The 24,278-nt window shown below is 73.8% G+C and carries 23 protein-coding genes; 13 read left to right on the top strand and 10 right to left on the bottom strand.

The genetic code is table 11. From position 1 onward, the window contains the following. The first annotated feature begins 142 nt into the window (after positions 1 to 142). A complete protein-coding gene (locus ACZ4FH_RS28415; protein WP_467308419.1) occupies positions 143 to 1,096 on the top strand; it encodes a DMT family transporter in 954 nt (317 codons plus the stop codon). 47 nt (positions 1,097 to 1,143) lie between these two features. On the opposite strand, the gene ACZ4FH_RS28410 is transcribed toward ACZ4FH_RS28415, so the two are convergent. After that, on the bottom strand, positions 1,144 to 1,839 hold the full coding sequence (locus tag ACZ4FH_RS28410) for a pyridoxamine 5'-phosphate oxidase family protein (RefSeq protein ID WP_467308417.1): 696 nt from the start codon (positions 1,837 to 1,839) through the stop codon (positions 1,144 to 1,146). A gap of 35 nt (positions 1,840 to 1,874) precedes the next feature. On the opposite strand from ACZ4FH_RS28410, the gene ACZ4FH_RS28405 reads away from it, so the two are divergent. Further along, positions 1,875 to 3,206 (top strand): aminotransferase class I/II-fold pyridoxal phosphate-dependent enzyme, encoded by a 1,332-nt coding sequence (locus ACZ4FH_RS28405; RefSeq protein WP_467308415.1) that lies wholly within the window; start codon positions 1,875 to 1,877, stop codon positions 3,204 to 3,206. Here ACZ4FH_RS28405 and ACZ4FH_RS28400 read toward each other — a convergent pair. Both ACZ4FH_RS28400 and ACZ4FH_RS28395 read right to left on the bottom strand, forming a co-directional pair. Beyond that, on the bottom strand, positions 3,197 to 3,778 hold the full coding sequence (locus ACZ4FH_RS28400) for a hypothetical protein (RefSeq protein WP_467308413.1): 582 nt from the start codon (positions 3,776 to 3,778) through the stop codon (positions 3,197 to 3,199). The genes ACZ4FH_RS28405 and ACZ4FH_RS28400 overlap by 10 nt on opposite strands. Before the next feature lie 47 nt (positions 3,779 to 3,825). Beyond that, a complete protein-coding gene (locus ACZ4FH_RS28395; RefSeq protein WP_467308411.1) occupies positions 3,826 to 4,806 on the bottom strand; it encodes a DMT family transporter in 981 nt (326 codons plus the stop codon). Between the two features lie 75 nt (positions 4,807 to 4,881). Here ACZ4FH_RS28395 and ACZ4FH_RS28390 point away from each other — a divergent pair, with 75 nt between their 5' ends. Beyond that, a complete protein-coding gene (locus tag ACZ4FH_RS28390; RefSeq protein WP_385106560.1) occupies positions 4,882 to 5,796 on the top strand; it encodes a LysR family transcriptional regulator in 915 nt (304 codons plus the stop codon). Positions 5,797 to 5,818: 22 nt separating this feature from the next. Here the strand turns inward: ACZ4FH_RS28390 and ACZ4FH_RS28385 are convergent, their stop codons facing one another. Continuing rightward, on the bottom strand, positions 5,819 to 6,295 hold the full coding sequence (locus tag ACZ4FH_RS28385) for a pyridoxamine 5'-phosphate oxidase family protein (RefSeq protein WP_467308408.1): 477 nt from the start codon (positions 6,293 to 6,295) through the stop codon (positions 5,819 to 5,821). Positions 6,296 to 6,417: 122 nt separating this feature from the next. On the opposite strand from ACZ4FH_RS28385, the gene ACZ4FH_RS28380 reads away from it, so the two are divergent. Further along, positions 6,418 to 7,116 carry a cysteine hydrolase family protein gene (locus ACZ4FH_RS28380; protein WP_467308406.1) on the top strand — a complete coding sequence of 233 codons (699 nt, stop codon included), beginning with the start codon at positions 6,418 to 6,420 and terminating at the stop codon, positions 7,114 to 7,116. Here the strand turns inward: ACZ4FH_RS28380 and ACZ4FH_RS28375 are convergent. The 4 genes from ACZ4FH_RS28375 to ACZ4FH_RS28360 form a co-directional block, all read right to left on the bottom strand. Further along, complete coding sequence (locus ACZ4FH_RS28375) at positions 7,100 to 7,618, bottom strand: Rieske (2Fe-2S) protein (RefSeq protein ID WP_467308404.1); 519 nt, start codon at positions 7,616 to 7,618, stop codon at positions 7,100 to 7,102. The two genes, ACZ4FH_RS28380 and ACZ4FH_RS28375, sit on opposite strands and share 17 nt — an antisense overlap. Further along, entirely contained in the window at positions 7,615 to 9,783 is a 2,169-nt protein-coding gene (locus tag ACZ4FH_RS28370) for a prolyl oligopeptidase family serine peptidase (RefSeq protein WP_467308403.1), read from the bottom strand. Before ACZ4FH_RS28370 ends, ACZ4FH_RS28375 begins: the two co-directional genes overlap by 4 nt. A 156-nt stretch (positions 9,784 to 9,939) precedes the next feature. Then, positions 9,940 to 11,475 (bottom strand): MDR family MFS transporter, encoded by a 1,536-nt coding sequence (locus tag ACZ4FH_RS28365; RefSeq protein ID WP_467308467.1) that lies wholly within the window; start codon positions 11,473 to 11,475, stop codon positions 9,940 to 9,942. A 149-nt stretch (positions 11,476 to 11,624) separates the two neighbouring features. Continuing rightward, positions 11,625 to 12,230: an acyl-CoA-like ligand-binding transcription factor gene (locus ACZ4FH_RS28360; RefSeq protein WP_467308401.1), complete on the bottom strand. Its 606-nt coding sequence runs from the start codon at positions 12,228 to 12,230 to the stop codon at positions 11,625 to 11,627. 260 nt (positions 12,231 to 12,490) lie between these two features. Here ACZ4FH_RS28360 and ACZ4FH_RS28355 point away from each other — a divergent pair, with 260 nt between their 5' ends. Next, positions 12,491 to 13,321 carry an IclR family transcriptional regulator gene (locus ACZ4FH_RS28355; protein WP_383638043.1) on the top strand — a complete coding sequence of 277 codons (831 nt, stop codon included), beginning with the start codon at positions 12,491 to 12,493 and terminating at the stop codon, positions 13,319 to 13,321. A 78-nt stretch (positions 13,322 to 13,399) separates the two neighbouring features. Here the strand turns inward: ACZ4FH_RS28355 and ACZ4FH_RS28350 are convergent, their stop codons facing one another. Continuing rightward, positions 13,400 to 13,963: a flavin reductase family protein gene (locus tag ACZ4FH_RS28350; protein ID WP_467308399.1), complete on the bottom strand. Its 564-nt coding sequence runs from the start codon at positions 13,961 to 13,963 to the stop codon at positions 13,400 to 13,402. 394 nt (positions 13,964 to 14,357) lie between these two features. On the opposite strand from ACZ4FH_RS28350, the gene ACZ4FH_RS28345 reads away from it, so the two are divergent. Genes ACZ4FH_RS28345 through ACZ4FH_RS28310 form a run of 8 tightly spaced genes read left to right on the top strand, consistent with a single transcriptional unit; the run spans position 14,358 to position 23,596 of the window. Further along, entirely contained in the window at positions 14,358 to 15,197 is an 840-nt protein-coding gene (locus ACZ4FH_RS28345; RefSeq protein WP_467308397.1) for an alpha/beta fold hydrolase, read from the top strand. After that, complete coding sequence (locus ACZ4FH_RS28340; RefSeq protein ID WP_467308395.1) at positions 15,194 to 16,891, top strand: FAD-binding protein; 1,698 nt, start codon at positions 15,194 to 15,196, stop codon at positions 16,889 to 16,891. Before ACZ4FH_RS28345 ends, ACZ4FH_RS28340 begins: the two co-directional genes overlap by 4 nt. Beyond that, positions 16,888 to 17,919, top strand: coding sequence for a 2Fe-2S iron-sulfur cluster-binding protein (locus ACZ4FH_RS28335; RefSeq protein ID WP_467308393.1), 1,032 nt, complete (start codon positions 16,888 to 16,890; stop codon positions 17,917 to 17,919). Before ACZ4FH_RS28340 ends, ACZ4FH_RS28335 begins: the two co-directional genes overlap by 4 nt. A gap of 57 nt (positions 17,920 to 17,976) precedes the next feature. Further along, a complete protein-coding gene (locus ACZ4FH_RS28330; RefSeq protein WP_467308466.1) occupies positions 17,977 to 18,879 on the top strand; it encodes an acetaldehyde dehydrogenase (acetylating) in 903 nt (300 codons plus the stop codon). A gap of 28 nt (positions 18,880 to 18,907) precedes the next feature. Then, entirely contained in the window at positions 18,908 to 19,945 is a 1,038-nt protein-coding gene (gene dmpG / locus ACZ4FH_RS28325) for a 4-hydroxy-2-oxovalerate aldolase (RefSeq protein WP_467308392.1), read from the top strand. Positions 19,946 to 19,953: 8 nt separating this feature from the next. Continuing rightward, positions 19,954 to 21,138, top strand: coding sequence for an acyl-CoA dehydrogenase family protein (locus ACZ4FH_RS28320; RefSeq protein WP_467308390.1), 1,185 nt, complete (start codon positions 19,954 to 19,956; stop codon positions 21,136 to 21,138). A 35-nt stretch (positions 21,139 to 21,173) separates the two neighbouring features. After that, the gene (locus tag ACZ4FH_RS28315; RefSeq protein WP_467308387.1) at positions 21,174 to 22,103 is read left to right on the top strand and encodes a VOC family protein; all 930 of its coding nucleotides are present in this window, start codon (positions 21,174 to 21,176) and stop codon (positions 22,101 to 22,103) included. Then, a complete protein-coding gene (locus ACZ4FH_RS28310; protein ID WP_467308386.1) occupies positions 22,100 to 23,596 on the top strand; it encodes an FAD-dependent oxidoreductase in 1,497 nt (498 codons plus the stop codon). Before ACZ4FH_RS28315 ends, ACZ4FH_RS28310 begins: the two co-directional genes overlap by 4 nt. 72 nt (positions 23,597 to 23,668) lie before the next feature. Here the strand turns inward: ACZ4FH_RS28310 and ACZ4FH_RS28305 are convergent, their stop codons facing one another. Continuing rightward, positions 23,669 to 24,166 (bottom strand): carboxymuconolactone decarboxylase family protein, encoded by a 498-nt coding sequence (locus ACZ4FH_RS28305; protein WP_467308384.1) that lies wholly within the window; start codon positions 24,164 to 24,166, stop codon positions 23,669 to 23,671. Between the last annotated feature and the right edge of the window lie 112 nt (positions 24,167 to 24,278).

The raw sequence follows: 24,278 nt of genomic DNA, 5'->3' as shown, positions 1-24,278 counted from the left end.
TCGACCGTACTTCCGCCGCCTGCCGCCTGACGCGGGCCGCCACACCTGACGAAGACCGGGCTCGGGCAGTCCCCGAGCGGTCCGTCGCTGCCCGCGTGCCGAGCCGAGCGACCACCTTCCTGTCTTCCCATGGAGAAGTCACGTGTCGAATCCTGCTTCCGGCGTGTCCGCCGGGCGGAGCCTCTGCTATCTGATCATCGCCGGAGTCGCCTGGGGCACGGCCGGGGCCGCCGCCTCGCTGCTGTTCGCGGCCGGCGATCTCGGACCCCTCGCGCTCTCGTTCTGGCGCTGCGCGGGCGGCCTGGTGCTGCTGCTCGGCGCACTCGCCCTGCGGACCCGCCGCCCGGCACCGGCCGAGTCGCGGCGCCGCCGGCTGCTGCGCATCCTCGGAACGGGCCTCGGCCTGGCGGCCTTCCAGACCGCCTACTTCGCCGCCGTCCAGGCCACCGGCCTCGCCGTCGCCACCGTGGTCACACTGGGCGCGGGGCCCGTCCTCATCGCCGTCGGCGCCCGGCTGACCATGGGGGAGCGGCTCGGGCTCGGCGGAATCGCCGCGGTCGGCGGGGCGTTGGCGGGGCTCGCCGTCCTGGTGCTCGGCGGCGACACGGCCACCGTCCGCCCCGACGGGATCGCCTTCGCCCTGGTCTCGGCGGCCGGTTACGCGGGGATGACCCTGCTCACCCGGTGGCTCGGCCGCGACGGCGGCGGCGCGGACCCGCTCGCCACCAGCGCCTGGGCGTTCGGCGTCGCCGCGCTCGTGATGCTGCCGATGGCGGCGGCCGAGGGCTTCGTCCCGCACACGGACCACACCGTCCGGGTCGTCCTCCTGCTCGTGTACATGGCGTCCGTCCCGACCGCTCTCGCCTACGCGCTCTACTTCGCCGGCGCCGCGACCGTCCGCGCCGCCACCGTGTCCGTCGTCATGCTGCTGGAGCCGGTCAGCGCGGCGGTCATCGCCGTCGCCGTGCTGGAGGAACCGCTCACCCCGGCCACGGTCGTCGGGACGCTGCTCCTGCTCACGGCAGTGGCCGGGCTGGCCGTCGCCGAGACGCGCGGCGCGGTCGGCGCCCGCGAGGAGGCCGTCGCGGCCGTCTGAGCGGCCCGGGGCGGCGGGCGGTCACCGGCCCGCCGCCCCGGAGCGGATCAGCGGGTGCCCAGATAGTCCGGTACGGGGATCGCGGGGTCCAGGCCGGCGGCGGGCACCGGGGTGCCGTGGCTCTGGACGAGCGGGACGACACCGGCCCAGTGGGGCAGTCCGAGGTCGCGGTCGTCGTCGTTGGGACCGCCCGTGCGGATCTTCGCGGAGACCTCCCGCAGATCGAGGCGGATCACGGCCGTGGCCGCCAGCTCCTTCTCGTCCGCGGGCCGTGCGTCCCGCGACCGGCCGGGCACGACCTGGTCCACGATCGCGTCCAGGGCGGTGCGCCGCTCCTCGGGGTCGGTCACCGTGTGCGCGATGCCGTGGACCACGACGGAGCGGTAGTTGAGCGAGTGGTGGAACGCGGAGCGGGCCAGCACGATCCCGTCGACATGCGTCACCGTCAGGCATACGGCGAGTCCCTCGTCGCTCCCGCCCGCCGCCCGCAGCGGGCGGGAGCCGGTCGAGCCGTGGACGTAGAGGCGCTCGCCGACCCGTCCGAACAGCGTGGGCAGCACGACGGGGGCGCCGTCCCGCACGAAGCCGAGGTGGCACACGTAGGCGGCGTCGAGTATCGAGTGGACCTGCTCCCGGTCGTACGAGGCCCGCTCGCGCGACCGGGTCGGAACCGTGCGCCCGGTCGGCGCGTAGGCCGTCGCCGGGTCCGGGGCCGTGGTCTGCTGGGGCGCGGTCTCCGGCATTGCGTACTCCATTGCTCTAGTGCATACTTGTCTTTGTGCTAGGAGAGTATCGGATCAGTGGGCGGCGTGCATCGGACATTGCCGCGAGCGTGGAGCGGGCGGTCGGCTCGGGGGAGCTGGCTCCTGGTCAAGTGCTGCCTCCCATGCGGGAGTTGGCCCGGCAGCTGGAGGTGAACCCGAATACGGTCGCGGCGGCGTACCGGACCCTGCGGGAGCGGGGGGTGATCGAGACCGCCGGGCGCCGGGGCAGCCGGGTCCGGCCGCGGCCGGCGAGCACGGCACGCGGCTCCCTGCGGGTGGAGGCGCCGCCGGGAGTGCGGGACCTGGGGGACGGCAATCCCGACGCGGCGCTGCTTCCGGCGCTGGGCGAGGCGTTCGCGGTGGTGGCGCAGGCGTACGCGCGCGAGCCCGGGATGTACGCGCAGCCGGCGGTGGTCCCGGAGTTCGCGGAGCTGGCCCGCGCGGCGTTCGAGGCCGACGGGGTTCCGGCCGGCCAGATGGTCGCCACCTCGGGGTCGCTGGACGCGATCGAGCGCGTGCTCGTCGCCCATCTGCGCCCCGGCGACGCGGTGGCCGTCGAGGACCCGGGCTGGGGCGGGCTCCTCGACCTGGTCCCGGCGCTGGGCATGCGTCCGGTCCCGGTCGCGGTCGACGACGACGGACCGGTGCCGGACGCGCTGGACGCGGCGCTGAGATCGGGCGCGCGGGCGGCCGTGATCACCGACCGGGCGCAGAACCCGACGGGGGCGGCGATCGGTGCGGGACGCGCGATCGAACTCGGAGCGGTCCTGGCCGGGCACCGCGGCGTCCTGCTGGTCGAGGACGACCACGGGCACGCCATCGTCGACCAGCCGGTCCATCCGCTGGCCGGTGCGACCGACCGCTGGGCGTTCGTCCGCTCGACGGCCAAGGCGTACGGCCCCGATCTGCGGGTCGCCGTGCTCACCGGCGACCCGGTCACCACCGACCGTGTGTCGGGCCGGCAGCGGCTCGGGCCGGGCTGGGTCAGCCGGCTTCTCCAGGGGGCGCTGGTCCACCTCTGGACCACGGGAGCCGTCGACCCGGCCGAGGTCGCCCGCTCCTACGGCCGCCGCCGCGACCCCCTCGTCCGCGCCCTCGCCGACCGGGGCGTCGAGGCCCACGGCCGCAGCGGCATGAACGTCTGGGTCCCCGTCACCGACGAAACCGGTGCCGTCGCCCGTCTCCTCCACGCCGGCTGGGCCGCCGCCCCGGGCGCCCGCTTCCGCCTCGCCTCCCCCCAGGGCATCCGCCTCACCGTCTCCACCCTCACCGAGGCCGACATCATCCCGCTCGCGGACGCGGTGGCGCAGGCGGTGGGGCCGGTGAAGCCGTTGAGCTATGGGTGAGGCGGGGTGGTGGGGTCGGTGACGCGCGCCGGGGTGGCGGAAGGGGAGGGTGACGGTGGACCGGCGGGCCGATTCCGTTGCCCGCCGAGGCGGTTCAGGGCGGCACGGGCCGTACTGCGGATCCGCCTGGTGCGGCCGCCTTCGGTGAGGATGCCGAGAGCCTCGGCGTTCGTGCCGCCGGCGGTCCTGAGCTGCAGCCAGTTCGACGACGTGAGCAGATCGTCCGGTCGCCAGGACTGCCCGAGAGCGATGGCGCGGAAGAGGGACCATTCACGGAGGCGCCTGGTGAGGAAGGGTCGGTCGGCCACTGCGCGCGTCATGGCCTCCGTCCAGTCGTCGTAGGCGTCCCCGGGAAGAAGGCCGTCGGCCCGGCGGTCCAGATGCCGCAGTACGGCGGACTCGGCCATGGGGCGGTCCGGGTCGCTGAGGACGTGACCGACCGCCTCGGCTTCGTCCGGTCCGGTGACGTGCTCCAGAGCGGTGAGATACGCCGCGAAACGCGCGTGTTCGTCCGGGTGGCGCATGATCTCGTGGACCTTCATGGTGTCTGTTCCCGTGTTCGGTGCGGGCACGATCCTCCTGCCGCGGCGGGCGGGCAACAGCCGGCGCCGCTCCGGTGTCATGTGCGTGGGGTGGGGCGGGGTCTGCTCTGGGTGAGGGCGGCGCCGGTGAGGACGATGAGGGCGCCCACGGGGGTGTTCCAGCTGAGGTGTTCGCCGAGTACGGCGACGCCGGCGGCGGTGGCGATGACGGGGATGAAGTAGGTGACCATCTGGGCGGTGGTCGGGCCGACCTCGGTGACCAGGCCGTACTGGAGGAGGACGGCGAGGCCGGTGCCGAGGGCGCCGAGGGCGATGACGGAGAGGGTCGGCCAGAGGGGGAAGCCGCTGGGGGCGGAGGTGAAGAGGGGGGTCACCAGGGCCAGTTGAACGGTGCCGAGGAAGAGCTGGCTGCCGGTGAGCGAGAGGGTCGACGCGCCCGTGCCGGCGAGGGTGCGGCGGACGTAGATCCAGCCGATCGGGTAGCTGAGGGAGGCCAGGAGTGCCATCGCCGTACCGCGGAAGTCCAGGCCGGAGAAGCCCTGCCAGGCGCCGAGCACGGTCAGGACGCCGAGGAAGCCGAGGCCCAGTCCGGCCACGCGGCGGCGGGTGGGCCGGTCCTCGGAGAGGGCGACGAGGGACAGGGCCATGCCCCAGAGCGGGGACGTGGCGTTGCAGATCCCGGCGAGCGTCGAGGGGATGGTCAGCTCCGCGTACGCGAACAGGGAGAAGGGGAGCGCGTTGAGGAGAAAGGCGGCGACCGCCAGATGGCCCCAGGTGCGGGCGGTGCGCGGCAGGCGTTCGCGCTTCACCGCCATGGTGGCGGCCAGGACCGCCGTACCGGACAGGAGCCGGCCCAGGGTGACCTGGAAGGGGGCGTAGCCGTCCGTCCCGACCTTGATCAGGAGGAAGCTGAAGCCCCAGATGAGCGAGAGCGCGGCGAAGCGCAGCCGCCAGTCCACCGAAGGGCGGCGAGGTGTCCCGGGGGGTGCCGGGGCGTCCGGGGGAGCCGTCGGGGCGGGGGTGGTCGGGTGCGGGCTCGGGGCCGCCGGTGCGCTCATGCGCACCACGATGGGGCACAGATATCTCGTAGCACAAGTGAGATCTTGTGGGCAGGTTCGCGTAGCATCGCTTACATGTTGAACCTGGAGCGTCTGCGGACGCTGGACGCGCTCGCCCGGCTCGGCTCGGTCAGCGGCGCGGCCGAGGGGCTGCACGTCACGACCTCGGCCGTATCGCAGCAGATGGCGAAGCTGGAACGGGAGGTCGGGCAGCAGCTGCTGACCCGCAGCGGGCGGGGGGTCCGCCTCACCGACGCGGGCCGGCTGCTCGCCGATCACGCGGCCCGGATCCTCGCCCAGGTGGAGCTGGCCCAGTCCGACATCGAGGCCCAGCGGGGCCGCGTCGTCGGCGAGATCCGGCTCGGCGCCTTCCCCACGGCGGCCCGGGGACTGTTCCCGTCCGCGCTGCTCGCCCTGCGCGCCGACCATCCGGAGCTGCGGGTGCGCACTCTGGAGGTGGAGCCGGAGGCCGGGATCGAGGGGGTGTTCCGGGGGGACATCGATCTGGCCGTGGTGCTGGACTGGAGCAACAAGCGGCTGCCCGTGCCGGGCGGGCTGGCCCGTGCCGAACTGCTGGACGACGCCCCGGACATCGCGATGCCGGCGGACCACCCGCTGGCCGGGCGCGACGAGGTCGGCCTGGAGGAGTTCGCCGAGGACGACTGGGTGTCCTGGCCCGAGGGCGAGTTCTGCCACGACTGGCTGGTGTTCACGCTGCGCTCGAAGGGCATCGAACCGCGCATCGCCCATCTCGCCGGTGAGCACCACACGCAACTCGCCCTCATCGCCGCGGGCATGGGCGTCTGTGTGACGCCCCGGCTGGGGCGCGGTCCGGTGCCGGACGGGGTGCGGATGGTGCCCGTGCGGCAGCGGATGCGCCGGCATGTGCACGCGGTGTGGCGGGCGGACGCCGACCGCCGCCCCTCGATCCGGGCGGCGGTCGAGGCCCTGCGGCGCGCGGGAGCGGAGCTGAACGACCCGATGGAGTAGGGCGCCAGGGGGGCGGCGGTGGTCAGCCGGCCGTCGGTGGCGTCATCTTGCCGAAGTCCCAGGATGTGATCGCGTCCGGCGTCAGCCTCAGCCAGGCATGGCGTCCGTCGTGGGGCATCCGGTCCATGCCGAAGTACTTCGCGGCGAACATCCGTTCCGGGACGTCGAGTTCGGGGCAGGGCTCGCCGGTGCGGGGGGCCTCGCCGACGAAGACCGCGTCGCCCGAGAGTTCCACGCCGCGCAGCTCCCCGTACTCCACCCCGTCGTCCACGACCACCGCGAGCGCCGGATCGCGCCGCAGCTGGGACCAGCGCAGGCTGCGGGTGATGGAGTAGAGCCACAGCGAGGTCCCGTCCCAGCAGAACCAGAGCGCGCCGACGTGCGGGCGGCCGTTGTCGCCGACCGTGGCGACCCGGCAGGTGCGCTGTGCGGCGAGATAGGCGTCGCGCTCCTCGTCCGTCATCATGACCCGGCGGCCCCGTCGTTGAGTGACGGTCATGGCTGGTCCCTCCCGTTGTCCGGACGTCGTCTGACTATGTGTCAGAAATCATGGGGGCTCTTCCTTCGTCGCGCAATGGCCGTTAGCCTCGCGCGCCCGGCCCGACATCGAGAGGGGCAGCCATGGCGTCCAGGGAACAGCTGGCCGAACACGTCGATCCCGCCTCCACCGTGCTGCTGACGGTGGAGTGCCAGCGGGGTGTGGTGGGGCCGGAGAGCGCCCTGCCGGAACTGGCCGCGGAGGCCCGCTCCTCCGGGGCCCTCGGCAACGTCGCGCGCCTGGTCGCCGCCGCGCACGAGGCGAACGTCCAGGTGCTGCACGCGGTGGCCGAGCGCCGCCCCGACGGCCGGGGCGCCAGCCGCAACGCCCGGCTCTTCCGCGCCGCCGGCCGCCTTCCCGTACAGCAGCACACCGGCAGCACCGCCGTCCGGATCGCCGAACCGATCGAGGTGGCCGACGAGGACCTGGTCGTCCGCCGGCTGCACGGACTGTCGCCGATCGCGGGGACGGACGTGGACGCGCTGCTCCGCAATCTCGGCTGCACCACCCTCGTCGTCACCGGCGTCTCGGCCAACGTGGCGATCCCCAACGCCGTCTTCGACGCGGTGAACCTCGGGTACACCGCCGTGGTGCCGTCCGACGCGATCGCGGGGGTGCCGGCCGACTACACCCCCGCGATGATCCGCAACACGCTCGCCCTGGTCGCCACCGTGACCACCACCGAGGACCTGGTGTCCTGCTGGCTGCGCGGTTCGGGACGGCGGGCGGCGAACGGTACGGGCGGGCGGGCCGCGGGCGGGCGGACTACGGGGCGAGGCTGATCGCACCGTCCCGGACCGTGATCGCGGCGGGCGGCAGCGGCTCGGTGGCCGGGCCCTCCGCGACCCCGCCGGTCGCCACGTCGAACCTGCTGCCGTGGCAGGGGCAGTTGATGGTGCCGTCCGAGACGTCGGCCACCGTGCAGCCCATGTGCGTGCACGTGGCGGAGAACGCCTTGAACGTCCCGGCCGCCGGCTGGGTGACCACGACCTTCTGCTCGTCGAAGACCTTGCCGCCGCCCTTCGGGATCTCCGACGTCTTCGCGAGGATCGTGCCCCCGGCCCCGGCCCTGCTTCCGGCCCCGGCCCCGCTTCCGCTTCCCGCCCCGGCGCCGCTTCCGGCCCCTGCCCCGGCCCCGCTTCCCGCGCCGCTTCCGGTCCCGGTCTCCGCCGCTCGTGGCGCGCCGCCGCAGGCGGTCAGCAGGGCGGTGACGGAGACGGCTCCGGCCGCCGTGACGACCCTCCGGCGGCCGACCGGTGCCTCGGGGTTCCGCGTGGTGCTCATTCCGGCTCACTTTCCGATCGACGTCCCAGGGACTCCTTGAGGAAGTCCCGCTCCAGCAGCAGGAGTCCGCTCGCGGTCCGTTCCCGGGAGACGAGATGACCGGCGCCCGGCAGCGGCAGGACGGTGTGCGGCCTGCCCGCCGCGAGCAGTGCCGCGGAGAACCGCAGCATGTGCGCCGCGGCGACATTGTCATCGGCAAGACCGTGCACGAGCATGAGCGGCCGGGTCAGGGCCGCCGCCTCGTCGAGCAGCGAGTTGCGGTCGTAGACCTCGGGCCGCACGTCGGGGTGGCCCAGGAAACGTTCCTCCCAATGGGTGTCGTAGAGCCGCCGGTCGGCCGGTGCCGCACCGGCCACCGCCGCGTGGAAGACCTCCGGGTGCCGCAGCACGGCCGCCGCCGCCAGATAGCCGCTGAACGACCAGCCGCGCATCGCCACCCGGCCCAGGTCCAGTTCGGGGCGGTCCGCGGCCACCGTGTGCAGGGCGTCGATCTGGTCCTCCAGCACCGCCGTCAGCCGGTCGCCGTGCACCGACTTCTCCCAGGCGTCCCCGCGCCCCGGGGTGCCCCGCCCGTCGGTGACCAGGACCGCGAAGCCCTGCTCGGCGAACCACTGGGCGACCGCCCCGGGCCAGCCGCGCGCCTTCAGGACGAGCTGCAACCCGTGCCCGGCGTACGGGCTGAGGAGCACCGGCAGCGGACCGTCCTGCGGCCGGTGCCAGGACGGCAGATGGAGGTGGCCGCGCAGCGCGCGCCGGCCGAGGCGCAGGGCGATGGGCGCCGCCGGGACGAGGGGTTCCTCCGCGAGCACGGCGACGGTGCCCACGGGGGAGCCGTCGCGCAGGACGGTCACGCGGTGGCCCCCGGGCGTCCGGCTGTCGAGGACCAGGGCCGGGCCGCCGAACGCCGCCGTGTGCACCCCGGGCGCGTCGCTGACCCGCACGAAACCGTCGCCCGGGTCCGCGGCGCGGTACGACCAGACGTGGATCTCGGTCGGCTCGTCGCTCGCGGTGAAGTACACCCGGCCGTCCGCCGTGCCGAGCACCTCGCGCACCTCCAGTCCCGGCGGTGTCGTGACCCCGCCCAGGTCCAGGCCCTGGCTGTCGCCGCCGGGCCGGGCGGGGACGACGAGCGCCCCGGAGGGCAGCCGCAGCGGGGTGCCGGGGCGCAGCGCCACCCAGGCGGGATCGTGCTCCCGGTGCAGGGTGCGGACCGTGCCCGAGGCCTCGTCCACCGCCAGGACGTGCACCGAGCGCTGGTCCCGCGTCTGCACGGTGACCAGCGGCCCGTGCGCGTCCCAGTCCGCCGCCACCACGTACTCGAAGGCCGGGTCGGTCCACTCCCCGCCCGGACGGTCCGCGTCCGCCGCCGCGGGCAGCCGGACGCCGGTCCGTCCGCCGGACACCCGCACCAGGTGCAGGGAGACCTCCGCGTTCGGTGTGCCCGCCGCCGGGTACGGGATCACGCGCGGCGGGCGCTCCGGGTCCGCGGGGTCGGCGAGGTAGCGGCGGCGGACCCCGGACGTGTCCACCCGGGCGACCAGGAGGGCGTCACCGCGCGGGGACCACCAGAAGCCCCGGGCGCGGCCGATGGACTCCTGCGAGACGTAGTCGGACAGGCCGTAGGTCACGTCCGGGCCCTCCGGCCCGGCCAGGACCCGGTCGCCGCCCCCGTCCGCCCGTACGACGCGCAGCGCCCCGCCGCTCACGTACGCGATCAGTGAACCGTCGGGCGAGGGGCGCGGGTCGACGGCCGGTCCGGCGGTGGCGATGCGGCGCGGGGCCCCGCCGTCGGCGGGGACGGCCCAGAGCACGCCGCCCAGCGCGAGGACGGCCAGGCGCACCGCCGCGTCGGCGGCGTACGAGACGACTCCCGAGGAGGTCACCCGGGCCCGTTCCCGGCGGGCCAGTTCCTCCGGCGGCACCCGCTCCGGGGATCCGTCCGCGAAGGCGGGGGCGAGCGGGTCGGCGAGCAGGCGCTCCGCCCCGTCCTCGTACAGCCAGAGCCGGCTCACCGGATCCGTGCCCGAGGTGCCCCGGACGAACAGCACCCGCTCGCCGTCGGGGGAGACGGTGAACAGCCGGGGGACACCCAGCGAGAAGCGGTGGGTGCGGGCGAACTGGAGGGGGAAGCGGTCCGTGGCCGGGGACGCGGTGGGGTGAGTCATGGCGACACCATGACAGGTGGGGGCCCGGCTCCTCGTCCCGGCCGGGGCGCACCGTGCGGGGCGGTGACGCGGCGGGGCCGTATACGGAACGCGGGGAGCCCCGGCCCCTTCCCGCGCGGGGCGGGGAAGGGGCCGGGGCTCCGGTGACGCGGGGCGTCAGTGCGAGGAGGCGGCGGCCGCGGCCGCGTTCTCCTCCGCCAGACGCTCCATGCCGCTCTTGGTGCGCAGCGGCTTCTCCTTGATGAAGAGCACCGCGATCAGCGCGAGGAACGCGAAGGGCGCGCCGATCAGGAAGACGTCCGCGGTCGCGACGCCGTAGGCCTGCTCGACCACGTGCCGGGCCGGTTCGGGCAGCGTGCTGAGGTCGGGGACGCCGTGGCCGGCCCCGCCGTTGTCCGCGGCGCCGCCGAAGCCCTTCTCCAGCTCCTGGGTCACCCGGTGGCCGAGGACCGCGCCCAGCGCGCTCGTGCCGATGGCGCCGCCGAGGCTGCGGAAGAACGACAGGACCGAGGTGGCCGCGCCGAGTTCGGAGGCGGGCACGTCGTTCTGCGCGGCGAGGACCAGGTTCTGCATCAGCATGCCGACGCCGACGCCGAGCACGACCATGTAGACGCTGAGCAGGCCGAACGAGGAGTCGGCGCTGATCGTGGAGAGCAGGCCCATGCCGGCCGTCATGATGATGCCGCCCGCGATGAGGAAGCCCTTCCACTTGCCCCGGGCGGAGATGATCTGCCCGGCGACCGTGGTGGAGATCATCAGACCGAGGATCATCGGCAGGCTCATCAGGCCCGCGACGGTCGGCGTCTTGCCCAGGGAGATCTGGAAGTACTGCGAGAGGAACACCGTGCCGCCGAACATGGCGACACCGACGAGCAGGCTCGCCACGGTCGTCAGCGTCACCGTGCGGTTGCGGAAGATGTCCAGCGGGATGATCGGCTCGGCGACCCGGGACTCCACCAGGACGGCCAGGCCCAGCAGGACCACACCCGCGCCGACCAGCGCGGCCGTCTGCCAGGACGCCCAGTCGAAGCGGTTGCCGGCCAGCGTCACCCAGAGCAGCAGCGAGCTGACACCGCTCATGATGAGGACCGCGCCGAGGTAGTCGATCTTCACCTCGCGGCGGACCGTGGGCAGCTTCAGGGTCAGCTGGAGCAGCACGATCGCGAGCAGGGCGAACGGCACGCCGATGAAGAAGCACCAGCGCCAGCCCAGCCACGAGGTGTCGACGAGCACTCCGCCGATCAGCGGGCCGGCGACGGTGCCGACGGCGAAGACGGCACCGAAGATGCCGGAGTAGCGGCCGAGTTCGCGCGGCGGGATGATCGCCGCCATCACGACCTGGGCGAGGGCGGTGAGACCGCCGGCGCCGATGCCCTGGACGACGCGGCTCACGATGAGCAGACCGACGCTGTGCGAGAAGCCCGCGACGAGCGAGCCGACGACGAACATCGACAGCGAGAGCTGGATCAGCAGCTTCTTGTCGTACAGGTCGGAGAGCTTGCCCCAGATCGGGACGGTCGCCGTCATGGCGAGGAGTTCGGCCGTGACGACCCAGGTGTACGAGGACTGGGTGCCGTGCAGGTCGGCGATGATCCTGGGCAGCGCGTTGGAGACGACGGTGGAGGCGAGGATGGCCACGAACATGCCGGCCATCAGGCCCGACATGGCCTGGAGTATCTGGCGGCGTGTCATGCCGCCTGAGGCGCCCTCGGGCGCGCCGGCGGTGCCGGCTTCGGGTGTGACGGCAGCGGTCATCGGCTGACGTTCCTCATTCTCTGTGCTGGTACGGGTGGTTCGGGTCCTGCTGGTGGTGGTGCTGGTGGTGCTGGTGGCGGACGGCCTCAGGCCCTGAGTCCGGCCGCCAGGGCGGCGAACGCCTCGCGGTACAGGCTCTGGAAGGTGCGGGTGCGGCCGGAGGACGCCCAGACCTCGACACAGGCGCGCACGGCGGCGATCGCCACGTGCGCCAGCAGCCGGGGCTGGAGGTCGGTCTCCGGGTCCAGGCCCAGACGTTCGGCCACCACGTCCACCAGGGCGCGTTCGTCGGCGCCCTGGGCCGCGAGGAACGCGGGGAGCAGCGAAGGGTTCCGCTTGAGGACCGCGATCTGCAGTTCCCAGCGTTCGTGGCCCGCCTCGATCTGGGCGAACTCCTGCGCCAGCGCCTCGCTGAGGGCTTCGAGCGCCGTCAGATGGTCCGGTGCGTTGAGCACGGCCCGGCGGGTGCGCTCGGCGTTCTCCTGGACGGGGCGGGTGATCGCGTCGTCCAGGCACGGGAAGTAGTTGAAGAACGTGCGCACCGAGACGCCCACCGCGTCCGTGACCGCCTCCACGGTCACGTTCTCGATGCCCCGGTCCGCCGCCATGTGCAGCGCCATGTCCGCCAGGGCGTCGCGCGTCGCGCGCTTCTTGCGTTCACGCAGCCCGAGGGCGGGGTCGTCGGCACTCATGAAGGTGCATGCTATGCAAGTTTGCGCTCCGGGCAAAATTATTAACCGACCAACCCTTCGCCCCCGCGTGGGGCGGCCGAGGGGGCCGGTGGTGGATGCGTCGAAATCAGGCCGTGCGCAACCCTTCTCCCGCCTCGGGGGGCGCTGTTACATTCCGGAAAACAAGAATTCATTTCAGTCTGTGACTGGAGGCTGCCATGACGGCTGTCCGTGAAGCTCCCCCCGCGCATGGGCCGGCCCGTCGCGAACTGCCACCGTCGATGGTCGAGCGCGTCACGCTGATCATGGACGTCTTCGAGGGCCGCACCGCGCGGCTGTCGCTGGAGGAAGTCGCCCGGTCCACCCAGCTGCCCAGGTCGACCGCGCACCGCATCCTCGACCAGTTGGTGCGGCTGCGCTGGCTCGAACACACCGCCCTCGGCTACGGTCTCGGCCGCCGCGCCCTCGGGCTCGGCGGCGGGGACGGCGCGCACAGCAGGATCCGCGAGGCCGCCGCCGCCCGGCTGCACCAGCTCCAGATCAAGACCGGCCTCGTCGTCCACCTCGCCGTCCTGGACGGGGCGGAGGTCCACTACCTCGACAAGGTCGGCGGGCGCTTCGCCGCCTCCGTCCCCTCCCGCGTCGGAGGCCGGGCCCCCGCCCACTCCACCGCCCTCGGCAAGGCCATGCTCGCCTGGCTGGAACCCGAGGACGTCGAGGCCCGGTCGGCCGGGCTGATGGGCCGGCTCACCCAGCGCACCATCTCCGACCTGGGCACCCTGCACCAGGAACTCAACCGCATCCGGCAGCGCCACGGACTGGCCTTCGAACGCGGCGAGTGCTTCCCGGACATCGCCTGCGTCGCCACCGCCGTACGCGGACCCGAGGGCCCCGTCGCCGCGATCTCCCTGGTGGGCGACGCCTGGTCACCGCTGGAGAAGGTCGCCCCGCTGGTCGTGGACGCGGCGCGGCAGGTGTCGCGGGAACTGTTCCCCGAGCAGACCGGCCCGGTCAGGGCGGCGCGCCGCCCTGCGGCCGTACCGGAGGAGACCTGGTCGCCGCAGGCCATGGACCGGCTGCTCGCCGCCGGCCAGTACGGCGACTGGCAGTAGGAACGACACGGTCCCGGCCCCGCCCGTGAGGGCGGGTCCGGGACCGTGGGGCCGGGACACGGACCGGCGGGCGGGACCTCAGCCCCAGAGCTCGCCCCACCCCCACGGGTCCACCGGGGTCCCGGCGCCGCGCACCCCGAAGCCGCCCCGGAAGAAGAGCATCGGCGGCCGGTCCGTCACGGTCTCCAGGGCCAGGACCCGGCCCACCACCACATCGTGGTCGCCCGCCTCGTGCACCTCGTGGACCTCGGCGTGCACCCGGGTCAGCACGCCCGGCAGCGAGGGCGTGCCCCAGCGGGACACCTCCCAGTCGAGCCCCTCGAACTTCCGGCCCCGGCTCGAACCGAACCGGCCGCAGAGATCGGACTGCTCCTCGGCCAGGATGTTCACGGCGAACCGCCCCGCCTCCCGGATCCTCGGCCAGGCGCGCCCGCGGTGGTCGGCGCAGAACAGGACCAGGGGCGGTTCCAGGGAGACCGAGGCGAAGGACTGGCACGCGAAACCGGCCGGCACCCCGTCGGGGCCGAGGCCCGTCACCACCGTCACCCCGGAGGCGAAGTCCCCCAGGGCGCGCCGCATGCGCGGCGGGGTCGGCTCGGTCGCCTCGACGGCCTCGGTCGCGGTCAGGGGCTCGGCGGTCATGGGAGGTCGCCTCCAGGGACGGTGCGGTGGAATGCCCAGGACCGGGCAGGGGGCCGAAGCTAGGACACCGCCTCGGAGCCCGGGGGCCGCGTTCCCGATCAGTGGAACGGGAACGGCGCCCCCGCCGCCGTGAACCCCGGTGCGCGCACCGGCCGTTCGGGCCCCGGCGGGCCGTCCCCGCACCGCCGCGCGCGGACATCCCGCTGACCGAGACGCCCCCCGCCCCGCCTCCGTCGCCGTGGCTACCGTCCAGGAACCGTTCACACGCCACCGATGGGCCGCCCCCGGCCCGCGGCGGCCGGCCGGCCGGGCCGGCACACGGCCCACCGAAGCCCACCGAACACCGAGCTCAACCGAGGCAGGGATGATGACGGAACCGAGTCATGACTCCACAGTGCGCGAACTCGCGACCGATCAGGGAGTGCTGCGCTACCACGAGGCCGGGGACGGCCCGCCCCTGCTCCTGCTCCACGGCTCCGGCCCCGGAGTCACCGGCTGGCGCAACTTCCGCCACAACCTGGCCGCGTTCGCCCCGCACTTCCGCTGCCTCGTCCTGGAGTTCCCCGGCTTCGGCGTGAGCGACCCCGCCGACGGGCACCCCATGGCGACGGCCGCCGCCTCCGTGACCCGGTTCCTGGACGGGCTCGGGCTCGGGCGGGTCGACATCATCGGCAACTCCATGGGCGGCATCGTCGGCACCCGCTTCGCCCTCGCCCACCCCGACCGGGTCCGCCGGCTGGTGACGATCGGCGGCATCGGGCGCAATGTGTTCACCCCCGGCCCCGGCGAGGGCATCCGGCTGCTCACCGAATTCACCGACGCCCCCTCCCGCGAAGGGCTGGTGCGCTGGCTGAACTCCATGGTCCACGACCGCTCCCTGGTCACCGAGGAACTGATCGAGGAGCGCTGGGCCCAGGCCACCGACCCGGAGACCCTGGCCGCCGCCCGCCGGATGTACGGCAGCGCGGCCTTCGCCGCCCAGGCGGCCGCCGCCGCGGCCTCCGACGAGGCGCCCTACTGGTCGATGCTGCACCGCCTGGAGGCCAGGACCCTGCTCACCTGGGGCCGTGACGACCGGGTCAGCCCGCTCGACATGGCGCTCCTGCCGATGCGCACCATCCCGGACGCGGAACTGCACGTGTTCCCCGACTGCGGGCACTGGGTGATGATCGAGCAGAAGGCCGCCTGGGAGAGCGCGGTCCTCGCGTTCCTCACCCGCGAGGACGCCGCGTGAGCGCCGCGGCCCGGGAGGGCTGGGACGAGGAGTTCGACTTCGTCGTCGTCGGCAGCGGGGGCGGCGGCATGGCCGCCGCGCTCACCGCCGCCGACAGCGGACTGACCACCCTCGTGGTCGAGAAGGGCAAGAAGTACGGCGGCTCCACCGCGATCTCCGGCGGCGGCATCTGGATCCCCAACAACCCCACGCTGCGCGCCAGGGGGCACGACGACAGCCGCGAATCCATCCGCCGCTACCTGGACCGGCTCACCGAGGACCGGGTGCCCGCCGCCCGCCTCGACGCCTACATCGACCACGGCCCCGCCACCATGGAACTCCTCGGCAGGAGCCGGTGGATGCGCTTCTTCTGGGTCAAGGGCTACGCCGACTACCACCCCGAGTACGACGGGGGCCGTCCGCTCGGCCGGTCCGTCGAGGCGCTGCCCTTCGACACCCGCAAGCTCGGCGAGGACGAGAAGTACCAGCGCCCCAACAGCCTCAAGGGCCCCCTCGGACTCTGGATCACCGCCAAGGACTACCGCGACCTCGCCATGGTCAAGCGGACCTGGCGGGGGCGCCGCGCCTCCCTCACCGCCGCCTGGCGCGTCTCGTCCAACCTGGTCCGCCGCCGCCACATGGCCACCGGGGGCCGCGCCCTCGTCGCCCGGCTCCGCATGGCGATGAAGGACGCGTCCGTGCCGCTGTGGCTGCGCAGCCCGATGACCGGACTCGTCACCGACGAACGGGGCGCCGTCACCGGTGTCGTCGTCGAACGCGAGGGCCGGTCCGTGCGCGTCGGCGCCCGGCACGGCGTCCTCCTCGCCACCGGGGGCTTCGAGCACAACCGCGAGATGCGTGAGACCTACCTCCCCGAGGGCAGCCGTCCCGTCCACAGCGCCGGAGCCGTCGAGAACGTCGGCGACGGCATCCTCGCGGGCAGGGAACTGGGCGCCGCCCTGGACTTCATGGACGACGCCTGGTGGATGCCGTCCGTCCACCACCCGGCCGGAGCCACCATCCCGCTGGTCTCCGAGCGGTGCATCCCGCCGTCCGTGATCGTCTCCGGCGACGGCCGCCGCTTCACCAACGAGTCCTCGCCGTACGTCAACTTCGTCCACGACCAGCTCGCCGGCGGGCACCTCCCCGCCTGGTTCGTCATGGACGCCAAGGCCCGCGCCCGCTACCCGTTCGCCCAGATCCTGCCCGGCGTCCCCTTCCCCAAGGCGTTCTACGAGAACGGCACCGTGCACCGCGCCGGCAGCATCACCGAGCTGGCCCGGAAGATCGGCGTCCCGGAGGACGCCCTCGCCGACACCGTCACCCGCTTCAACGGCTTCGCCCGCACCGGCAAGGACGAGGACTTCGGCCGGGGCGACAGCGCGTACGACCGCTACTACGGCGACCCGACGCTCAAGAACCCCAACCTCGACGTCCTCGACAAGGCCCCCTACTACGCGGTGCGCATCGAGGTCGGCGACCTCGGCACCAAGGGCGGACTGGTCTGCGACGAGCACAGCCGGGTGCTGCGCGAGGACGGCACGGCCATCGCCGGGCTGTACGCCACCGGCAACACCTCCGCCTCCGTGATGGCCAACGAGTACGCCGGACCGGGCGCCACGATCGGCCCGTCGATGGTCTTCGGCTACGTCGCCGCCCGCCACGCCGCCTCCGCCCGCGCCACCGCGGCACCGACCGCCGGCGGCGCGTCATGAGCACCGCACCGCTGACCGTGCGCGTCCTGGAGGTGATCCGTGAGACGGCCGACGCGCACTCGCTGGTCCTGGAACCCGCCGACGGCCGGGCCGAGGCCTTCGCCTACGCACCCGGCCAGTTCCTCACCGTCCGGGTGCCCTCCGACCGCCCCGGCGGCGCCGCCCGCTGCTACTCGCTGTGCAGCTCCCCGGTCCGCGACCAGCACCTCAAGGTCACCGTCAAACGCACCGCCGGCGGCTACGCCTCGCACTGGATCTGCGACCACGTCACCGAGGGCGACACCCTGGAGGTGCTGCGGCCCGCCGGGACCTTCGTCCCCGACTCGCTCGACGGCGACTTCCTGCTGCTCGCCGCGGGCAGCGGCATCACCCCGGTGATGTCCATCCTCACCTCCGCCCTGCACGCCGGCACCGGGCACCTCACCCTCGTCTACGCCAACCGCGACGAGCAGTCCGTCATCTTCCGCGACGAACTCGCCCTGCTCGCCGAGGAGTACGGGGACCGGCTGACCGTCGTGCACTGGCTGGAGTCCGTCCAGGGCCGGCCCACCGCCGACGGGATACGGGGCCTGGCCGCCCCGTACACCGACCGCCCCGCCTTCGTCTGCGGACCCGGCCCCTTCATGGAGCTGGCCACCGGCGCGCTCACCGGCCTCGGCGTGCCCGAGCGGCGGATCACCGTCGAGCGGTTCACCTCGCTGACCGGCGACCCGTTCGCCGCACGCACCCCCGCACCGCCCTCCGGCGCACCGGTCAGCACCGCCGAGGTGGAACTCGACGGCACCCGCCACCGCGTCGACTGGCCCCGGGACACCCCGCTGCTCGATGTGCTCCTCGCCGCGGGCGTCGACGCCCCGTACTCCTGCCGCGAGGGCAGTTGCAGCGCCTGCGCCTGCGTGCTCGTCGAGGGCGAGGCCGCGATGGAGCGCAACGACGTCCTCGACGCCCAGGACCTCGCCGACGGACTGATCCTCGCCTGCCAGGCGCGCCCGGTCAGCGACCGGCTGCTCATCTCCTACGACGGCTGACGCCGCCCCGTATCCGTACCCCCATCACCCGACCCGGATGAGGTTCGAACCGTGACCATGGCGACCGCCGCGATCGTCGGATCCGGCAACATCGGCACCGACCTGATGTACAAACTCCTGCGCTCGGAGGCCATCGAGCCGCGCTGGATGATCGGCATCGACGCGCAGAGCCCCGGCCTGGGGCGCGCCGCCGACCACGGCCTGCACACGAGCGCCGACGGCGTCGACGCGCTGCTCTCCGGCCCGGACCGGCCCGACCTGGTCTTCGAGGCCACCTCCGCGTACGTCCACCGGGCCAACGCGCCCAAGTACGCCGCGCTCGGCATCCAGGCCATCGACCTGACCCCCGCCGCGATCGGCCCGGCGGTCGTGCCCGCCGTCAACCTCGGCGACCACCTCGACGCCCCGAACGTCTCGTTGATCACCTGCGGCGGGCAGGCCACCATCCCGATCGTGCACGCCGTCTCCTCGGTCACCGAGGTCCCGTACGCGGAGATCGTGGCCGGCGTCGCCTCCCCGTCCGCCGGACCCGGAACCCGCGCCAACATCGACGAGTTCACCCTCACCACCGGGCGCGGCATCGAGACGATCGGCGGCGCCGCCAGGGGCAAGGCCATCATCATCCTCAACCCGGCCGAGCCGCCGATGCTCATGCAGGACACCGTCTTCTGCGCCGTCCCCGCCGACGTCGACCGGGACGCCGTCACCGCCTCCGTCCACGAGACCGTCGCCCGCGTCGCCGCGTACGTCCCCGGCTACCGGCTGCGCGCCGAACCGCAGTTCGACGGACCGACCGCGGTCAGCGGCGGGCTCGCCCGGGTCGCCGTGTTCATCGAGGTGGAGGGAGCGGGCGACTTCCTGCCGCCGTACTCCGGGAACCTCGACATCATGACCGCCGCCGCCACCCGGGTCGGCGAGGGCTTCGCCCAGCGGATCACCGCCCGCCGCGCCGGTGCCTGACCCCCGCCCACCGAGGAGTACACGCGTCATGCCCTTCAGCCCCGACCTGGACATCCGTGTCACCGACTCGTCCCTGAGGGACGGCTCCCACGCCAAACAGCACCAGTTCACCGTCGACCACGTCACCTCGATCGTCGCCGCCCTCGACGACGCGGGCGTCCCCGTCATCGAGGTCACCCACGGCGACGGCCTCGGCGGATCCTCCTTCAACTACGGCTTCAGCCACACCCCCGAGCAGGAACTGATCAAGGCGGCGGTCGACACCGCGCGCCGCGCGAGGATCGCCTTCCTGATGCTGCCCGGCCTCGGCCTCCAGGACGACATCCGCGAGGCCGCCGGCAACGGGGCGTCGATCTGCCGGATCGCCACCCACTGCACCGAGGCCGACATCTCCGTCCAGCACTTCGGACTGGCCCGCGAACTCGGCCTGGAGACCGTCGGGTTCCTGATGATGTCGCACAGCAGCCCGCCCGAGGCCCTGGCCCGGCAGGCCCGCATCATGGCCGACGCCGGCTGCCAGTGCGTGTACGTCGTCGACTCCGCGGGCGCCCTCGTCATGGAGCAGACCAGCGACCGGATCGCCGCGCTCGTCGCCGAACTCGGCACCGACGCCCAGGTCGGCTTCCACGGCCACGAGAACCTGGGCCTGGGCGTCGCCAACTCGGTCCTCGCCGTGCGCGCCGGGGCCACCCAGATCGACGGCTCCACCCGCCGCTTCGGCGCGGGCGCCGGCAACACCCCCGTCGAGGGCTTCGCCGCCGTCGCCGAGAAGCTCGGCATCCGCACCGGCATCGACGTACTGAAGATCATCGACGCGGCCGAGGACGTCGTCCGGCCCGTCATGGACGGCGAATGCCTGCTCGACCGGCTCTCCCTGACGATGGGCTACGCCGGGGTCTACTCCAGCTTCCTCAAGCACGCCGCCCGCCAGGCCGGCGCCTACGGGGTGTCGGGCGCCGAGATCCTCATGGAGGCCGGCCGCCGCAAGCTCGTCGGCGGCCAGGAGGACCAGCTCATCGAGATCGCCGTCGCGCTCGCGGCACAGAAGAACTCTTCCGGGAAGTGAGTACCGCCATGTCCAATCCCGTCATCGAAGCCGTCGAGCAGCGCGCCGACGAGATCCGCGCGCTGGGCCCCGCCAACGAGGCGCTGGGGCGGCTCGACGACCAGACCGCGAAGATCCTCCGCGAGGTCGGCGCGATCCGCATGCTCCAGCCGAAGGCGCACGGCGGCCTCGAACTGCACCCCCGCGCGTTCGCCGAGACCGTCATGCGGATCGCCTCCCTCGACGGGGCGACCGGCTGGGTCGCCGGAGTCGTCGGCGTCCACCCCTGGGAGATGGCCATGGCCGACCCCCGGGTCCAGGAGGAGATCTGGGGCGAGGACCCCGACACCTGGATCGCCTCCCCCTACGCCCCGATGGGCCTGCTGCGGCCGGTCGACGGCGGCTACGTCTTCAACGGCCGCTGGCAGTTCTCCTCCGGCACCGACCACTGCCGGTGGATCTTCCTCGGCGGCTTCCTCGCCGACGAGGACGGCGAACGGATCAGCCCGCCGCGGTCCGTGCACGTCATCCTGCCCCGCGCCGACTACGAGATCGTCGAGGACTCCTGGGACGTCGTCGGCCTGCGCGGCACCGGGAGCAAGGACGTGATCGTCAGGGACGCGTTCGTGCCCGCCCACCGCGTCATCGAGTACACCAAGGTCGTCGACGGCTCCCTCGCCGCCGAGTCCGGGCTCACCAACCCCGCCTACCGGCTGCCCTTCTCCGCCGCCTTCCCGCTCGGCATCACCTCCGCCGTCATCGGCATCTGCGAGGGCGCCCTCGCCCACCACCTGGACTACCAGCGCACCCGCGTCCAGATCACCGGCCAGGCCGTCAAGGACGACCCCTACGTCCTCTACGCCCTCAGCGACGCCGCCGCCGAGATCGCGGCCTCCCGCTCCGCCCTGCTCGACAACATCGACCGGATGTACGACGCCGTCGCGGCCGGCCGGGAGATCACCTTCGAGGAACGCGCCGTCGGCCGCCGCACCCAGGCCGCCGCCGCCTGGCGGGCGGTCCGCGCCGTCGACGAGATCGTGGCCCGCTCCGGCGGCAACGCGATGCGGCTCGACAACCCCATCCAGCGCTTCTGGCGCGACGCCCACACCGGACTCGCCCACGCCATCCACGTCCCCGGCTCGGTCTTCCACGCCTCCGCCCTCACCCAGATCGGCATCGACCCGCCGCAGGGCCCGATGCGCTCGATGATCTGACCCCGCCCGGACGCCCCCTACTGAGAGGAACAGCCATGACCCAGATCCGCGGCCTCGGATACCTCCGGGTGCAGACCCGTGACCTCGACCGCTGGCGCGAACTGGCCGTGGACGCCCTCGGCTTCGCCGTCGGCACGGGCCCCGACCCCGACGGCCTCTATCTGCGCATGGACGAGCGCCGCTCCCGACTCGTCCTGCTGCCCGGCGACCGCGACCGGGTGCTGTCGATCGGCTGGGAGGTCCGCGACCGCGCCGCCCTCGCCGCCGTCGGCCGCGCCGTCGAGGCCTCCGGCACCGCCGTCAAGGCCCTCACCCGGGAGGAGGCCGACGACCGGGGCGTCGAGGAGGCCATCGCCTTCGACGACCCCGCCGGGGTGCGCGTCGAGATCTTCTACGCCCCCGTCCTCGACCACAGCCCCCTGGTCACCGCCCTCGGCCAGCGCTTCGTCACCGGCGCCCAGGGCATGGGGCACGTGGTGATGCCCACCACCTGCCAGGAGGAGACCGTCGCCTTCTACACCGAGGTGCTGGGCTTCCTGCCGCGCGGCGCGATGCGGCTCGGCGGACCCGGCGCCCCCGGACCGGCCCGCCGGGTCCGCTTCATGGGCGTCAACGAACGCCACCACAGCCTCGCCGTGGTGCCCGCGCCGCACGGCGAGGAGCCCGGCCTCGTCCACCTCATGGTCGAGGCCGACACCCTGGACGCCGTCGGCCGCGCCCTCGACAACGTGGCGAAGCACGGCTTCTCGCTCTCCTCCACGCTCGGCCGGCACACCAACGACAAGATGGTCTCGTTCTACGTGCGCGCGCCCGGCGGCTGGGACGTCGAGTACGGCTGCGAGGGCATGCGCGTGGACGAACGGTCCTACACCGCCGAGGAGATCACCGCGGACAGCTACTGGGGCCACGACTGGTCCGGCTCCGAGCCGCTGGCCGCCTTCACCCCGCCCGGACCCGCCGCGTGAACGCGGGACCGCCGGTGACCCCGGTGCGCGCCGAGGACATCACCCGGTACGACGCCGAGACCGAGGTGCTCGTCGTCGGGTTCGGCTGCGCCGGGGCCGCCGCCGCGTACGAGGCGGCCACGGCCGGCGCGGACGTCCTCGTCCTGGAACGGGCCGGCGGTCCCGGCGGCTCCTCGGCCCTGTCCGGCGGCGAGCTGTACCTCGGCGGCGGCACCCCGGTCCAGCGCGCCTGCGGCTTCGAGGACAGCGCGGACGAGATGTTCGCCTACCTCCGGGCCGCGCTCGGCCCGCACGCCGACGAGGAGAAGCTGCGCCTGTACTGCGACGGAAGCGCCGCGCACTTCGACTGGTTCACGGACCGCGGGCTGGTCTTCGAACCGACGCTGTGGGACGCGCCGACGTGGATGCCGACCGGCCGGGACGGGCTGATGTGGCTGGGCGAGAACGCCTGGCCGTACAACGAGCTCGCCCGCCCCGCCCCGCGCGGCCACCGCCCCGCCGTACCGGGCTTCGGCGGCCGGGAGGTCATGGCGAAGCTCGTCGACGCCGCCCGGGGCGCGGGTGCCGTCTCCCACGACGACACCCGCGCCACCGCGCTCGTCACGGACGCCGAAGGCCGGGTCGTCGGCGTCACCGCCCGCCGCCACGGCCGTGACCTCGTCTACCGGGCCCGGCGCGGCGTGGTCCTGACCACCGGCGGATTCGTCGACAACGAGGAGATGCTGCGCGCCCACGCCCCGGCCCTCCTCGGCCACGGCAAGGTCAGCGACGGGCTCGACGACGGCAGCGGCATCCGGATGGCCGCCGCCCTCGGCGCCGCCACCCGCCGCATGGGCACGGTCGAGATCGCGCTGACCGCCCTGCCCGCGCTCGCGGTCCGGGGCATGCTGGTCGACGCCCACGGCCGGCGCTTCATCAACGAGGACGTCTACCCGGGCCTGTACAGCGTCGCGGCCGTCCTCACCCGGCCCGCCCCGTACTGGGTGATCGTCGACGAGGAGGGCTACGAGGACGTCCCCGAGCGGGAGCGCTGGGGCGTCGTCCCGCGGTTCGCCGCCGGGACCCTCGCCGAGCTGGAGACCGAACTCGGCATGCCCCGGGGCGCCCTGGAGACCGCGGTCGCCACGTACAACACCCACGCGGAACGGGGCGAGGACCCCTACTTCCACAAGGACCCGCGCTGGGTCAGGCCGCTGCGCGGCCCATTCGCGGCGATCGACCCCCGGGCCGGCTTCCACCGGGGCGGAGAGCCGGGCGCCGCCGCCGGCACCGGCGCCTCCGGCTTCACCCTGGGCGGGCTGCACACCACGCCCGACGGCGAGGTCCTCCACGTCTCCGGAGCGCCGGTGCCCGGTCTGTACGCCGCCGGGCGGGCCGCTGCCGGAATCCACGGCGAGGGCTACGTCAGCGGCACCTCGCTCGGCGACGGGACCTTCTTCGGCCGCCGGGCCGGATGCGCCGCGGCCGCCGCCCCCGCCCTTGCGACGGCCTGACCGGGGCAGGAGGGACGGGGGCGGGCCGGCCCGGGGGTGCGACCCGGGCCGGCCCGCCGCCGCGCGCGGTGCTCAGCCGGCGACCGCGCCGAGATCGCCGGGCCGGTAGGCGCCGCCCGGGTTGCCGAGGATCACCCCGATCCGGTTGGCGGCGTTGATCATGGCGATCAGGGAGACGAGCGCGATGCACTGCTCCTCGTCGTAGTGCTTCCGGACCCGGTCCCAGGTCGCGTCCGGGACGCCGCCGTGGCCGTCGGTGATGCGGGTGCCCTCCTCGGTGAGTTCCAGCGCGGCCCGCTCGGCCTCGCTGAAGACGGTGGAGTGGCGCCAGGCGGCGACCAGATGGAGGCGGTCCGCGCTCTCCCCGGCCGCCGAGGCGTCCTTGGCGTGGATGTCGACACAGAAGCCGCAGCCGTTCATCTGGCTCGCCCGCAACTGCACCAGTTCCCGGACGGGTCCGGGCAGGGAGGACGCCTGGATCACCTGGCTCACGGCGTGGATCCGCCTGCCGATCCGGGCGCCGGTCTCGTGCGCGAACAGGTTCAGCCGGGCCTGTGCGAGGGTGTCCATGGGTTCGGGGCCTTTCTGACGGGGTGTCGTGCCGCGCGGAGTGTCCGCGCCGCGTTCCGATGCCCATGAGTCGCCGCCCGCCCCGCCCCCGTGACAGGACCGCACTGTGACG

The organism is Streptomyces sp. NPDC024555, assembly GCF_055559335.1.
This window is presented reverse-complemented; position numbering and strand designations above follow the sequence as displayed.

Coding starts and splice junctions, on each gene's coding strand:
- ACZ4FH_RS28395 (WP_467308411.1), bottom strand. CDS start 4,806: ATGAGCGCACCGGCGGCCCCGAGCCCGCACCCGACCACCCCCGCCCCG.
- ACZ4FH_RS28320 (WP_467308390.1), top strand. CDS start 19,954: ATGTCCAATCCCGTCATCGAAGCCGTCGAGCAGCGCGCCGACGAGATC.
- ACZ4FH_RS28385 (WP_467308408.1), bottom strand. CDS start 6,295: ATGACCGTCACTCAACGACGGGGCCGCCGGGTCATGATGACGGACGAG.
- ACZ4FH_RS28365 (WP_467308467.1), bottom strand. CDS start 11,475: ATGACACGCCGCCAGATACTCCAGGCCATGTCGGGCCTGATGGCCGGC.
- ACZ4FH_RS28410 (WP_467308417.1), bottom strand. CDS start 1,839: ATGCCGGAGACCGCGCCCCAGCAGACCACGGCCCCGGACCCGGCGACG.
- ACZ4FH_RS28370 (WP_467308403.1), bottom strand. CDS start 9,783: ATGACTCACCCCACCGCGTCCCCGGCCACGGACCGCTTCCCCCTCCAG.
- ACZ4FH_RS28380 (WP_467308406.1), top strand. CDS start 6,418: ATGGCGTCCAGGGAACAGCTGGCCGAACACGTCGATCCCGCCTCCACC.
- ACZ4FH_RS28360 (WP_467308401.1), bottom strand. CDS start 12,230: ATGAGTGCCGACGACCCCGCCCTCGGGCTGCGTGAACGCAAGAAGCGC.
- ACZ4FH_RS28305 (WP_467308384.1), bottom strand. CDS start 24,166: ATGGACACCCTCGCACAGGCCCGGCTGAACCTGTTCGCGCACGAGACC.
- ACZ4FH_RS28390 (WP_385106560.1), top strand. CDS start 4,882: ATGTTGAACCTGGAGCGTCTGCGGACGCTGGACGCGCTCGCCCGGCTC.
- ACZ4FH_RS28335 (WP_467308393.1), top strand. CDS start 16,888: ATGAGCACCGCACCGCTGACCGTGCGCGTCCTGGAGGTGATCCGTGAG.
- ACZ4FH_RS28315 (WP_467308387.1), top strand. CDS start 21,174: ATGACCCAGATCCGCGGCCTCGGATACCTCCGGGTGCAGACCCGTGAC.
- dmpG (WP_467308392.1), top strand. CDS start 18,908: ATGCCCTTCAGCCCCGACCTGGACATCCGTGTCACCGACTCGTCCCTG.
- ACZ4FH_RS28330 (WP_467308466.1), top strand. CDS start 17,977: ATGGCGACCGCCGCGATCGTCGGATCCGGCAACATCGGCACCGACCTG.
- ACZ4FH_RS28350 (WP_467308399.1), bottom strand. CDS start 13,963: ATGACCGCCGAGCCCCTGACCGCGACCGAGGCCGTCGAGGCGACCGAG.
- ACZ4FH_RS28355 (WP_383638043.1), top strand. CDS start 12,491: ATGGTCGAGCGCGTCACGCTGATCATGGACGTCTTCGAGGGCCGCACC.
- ACZ4FH_RS28375 (WP_467308404.1), bottom strand. CDS start 7,618: ATGAGCACCACGCGGAACCCCGAGGCACCGGTCGGCCGCCGGAGGGTC.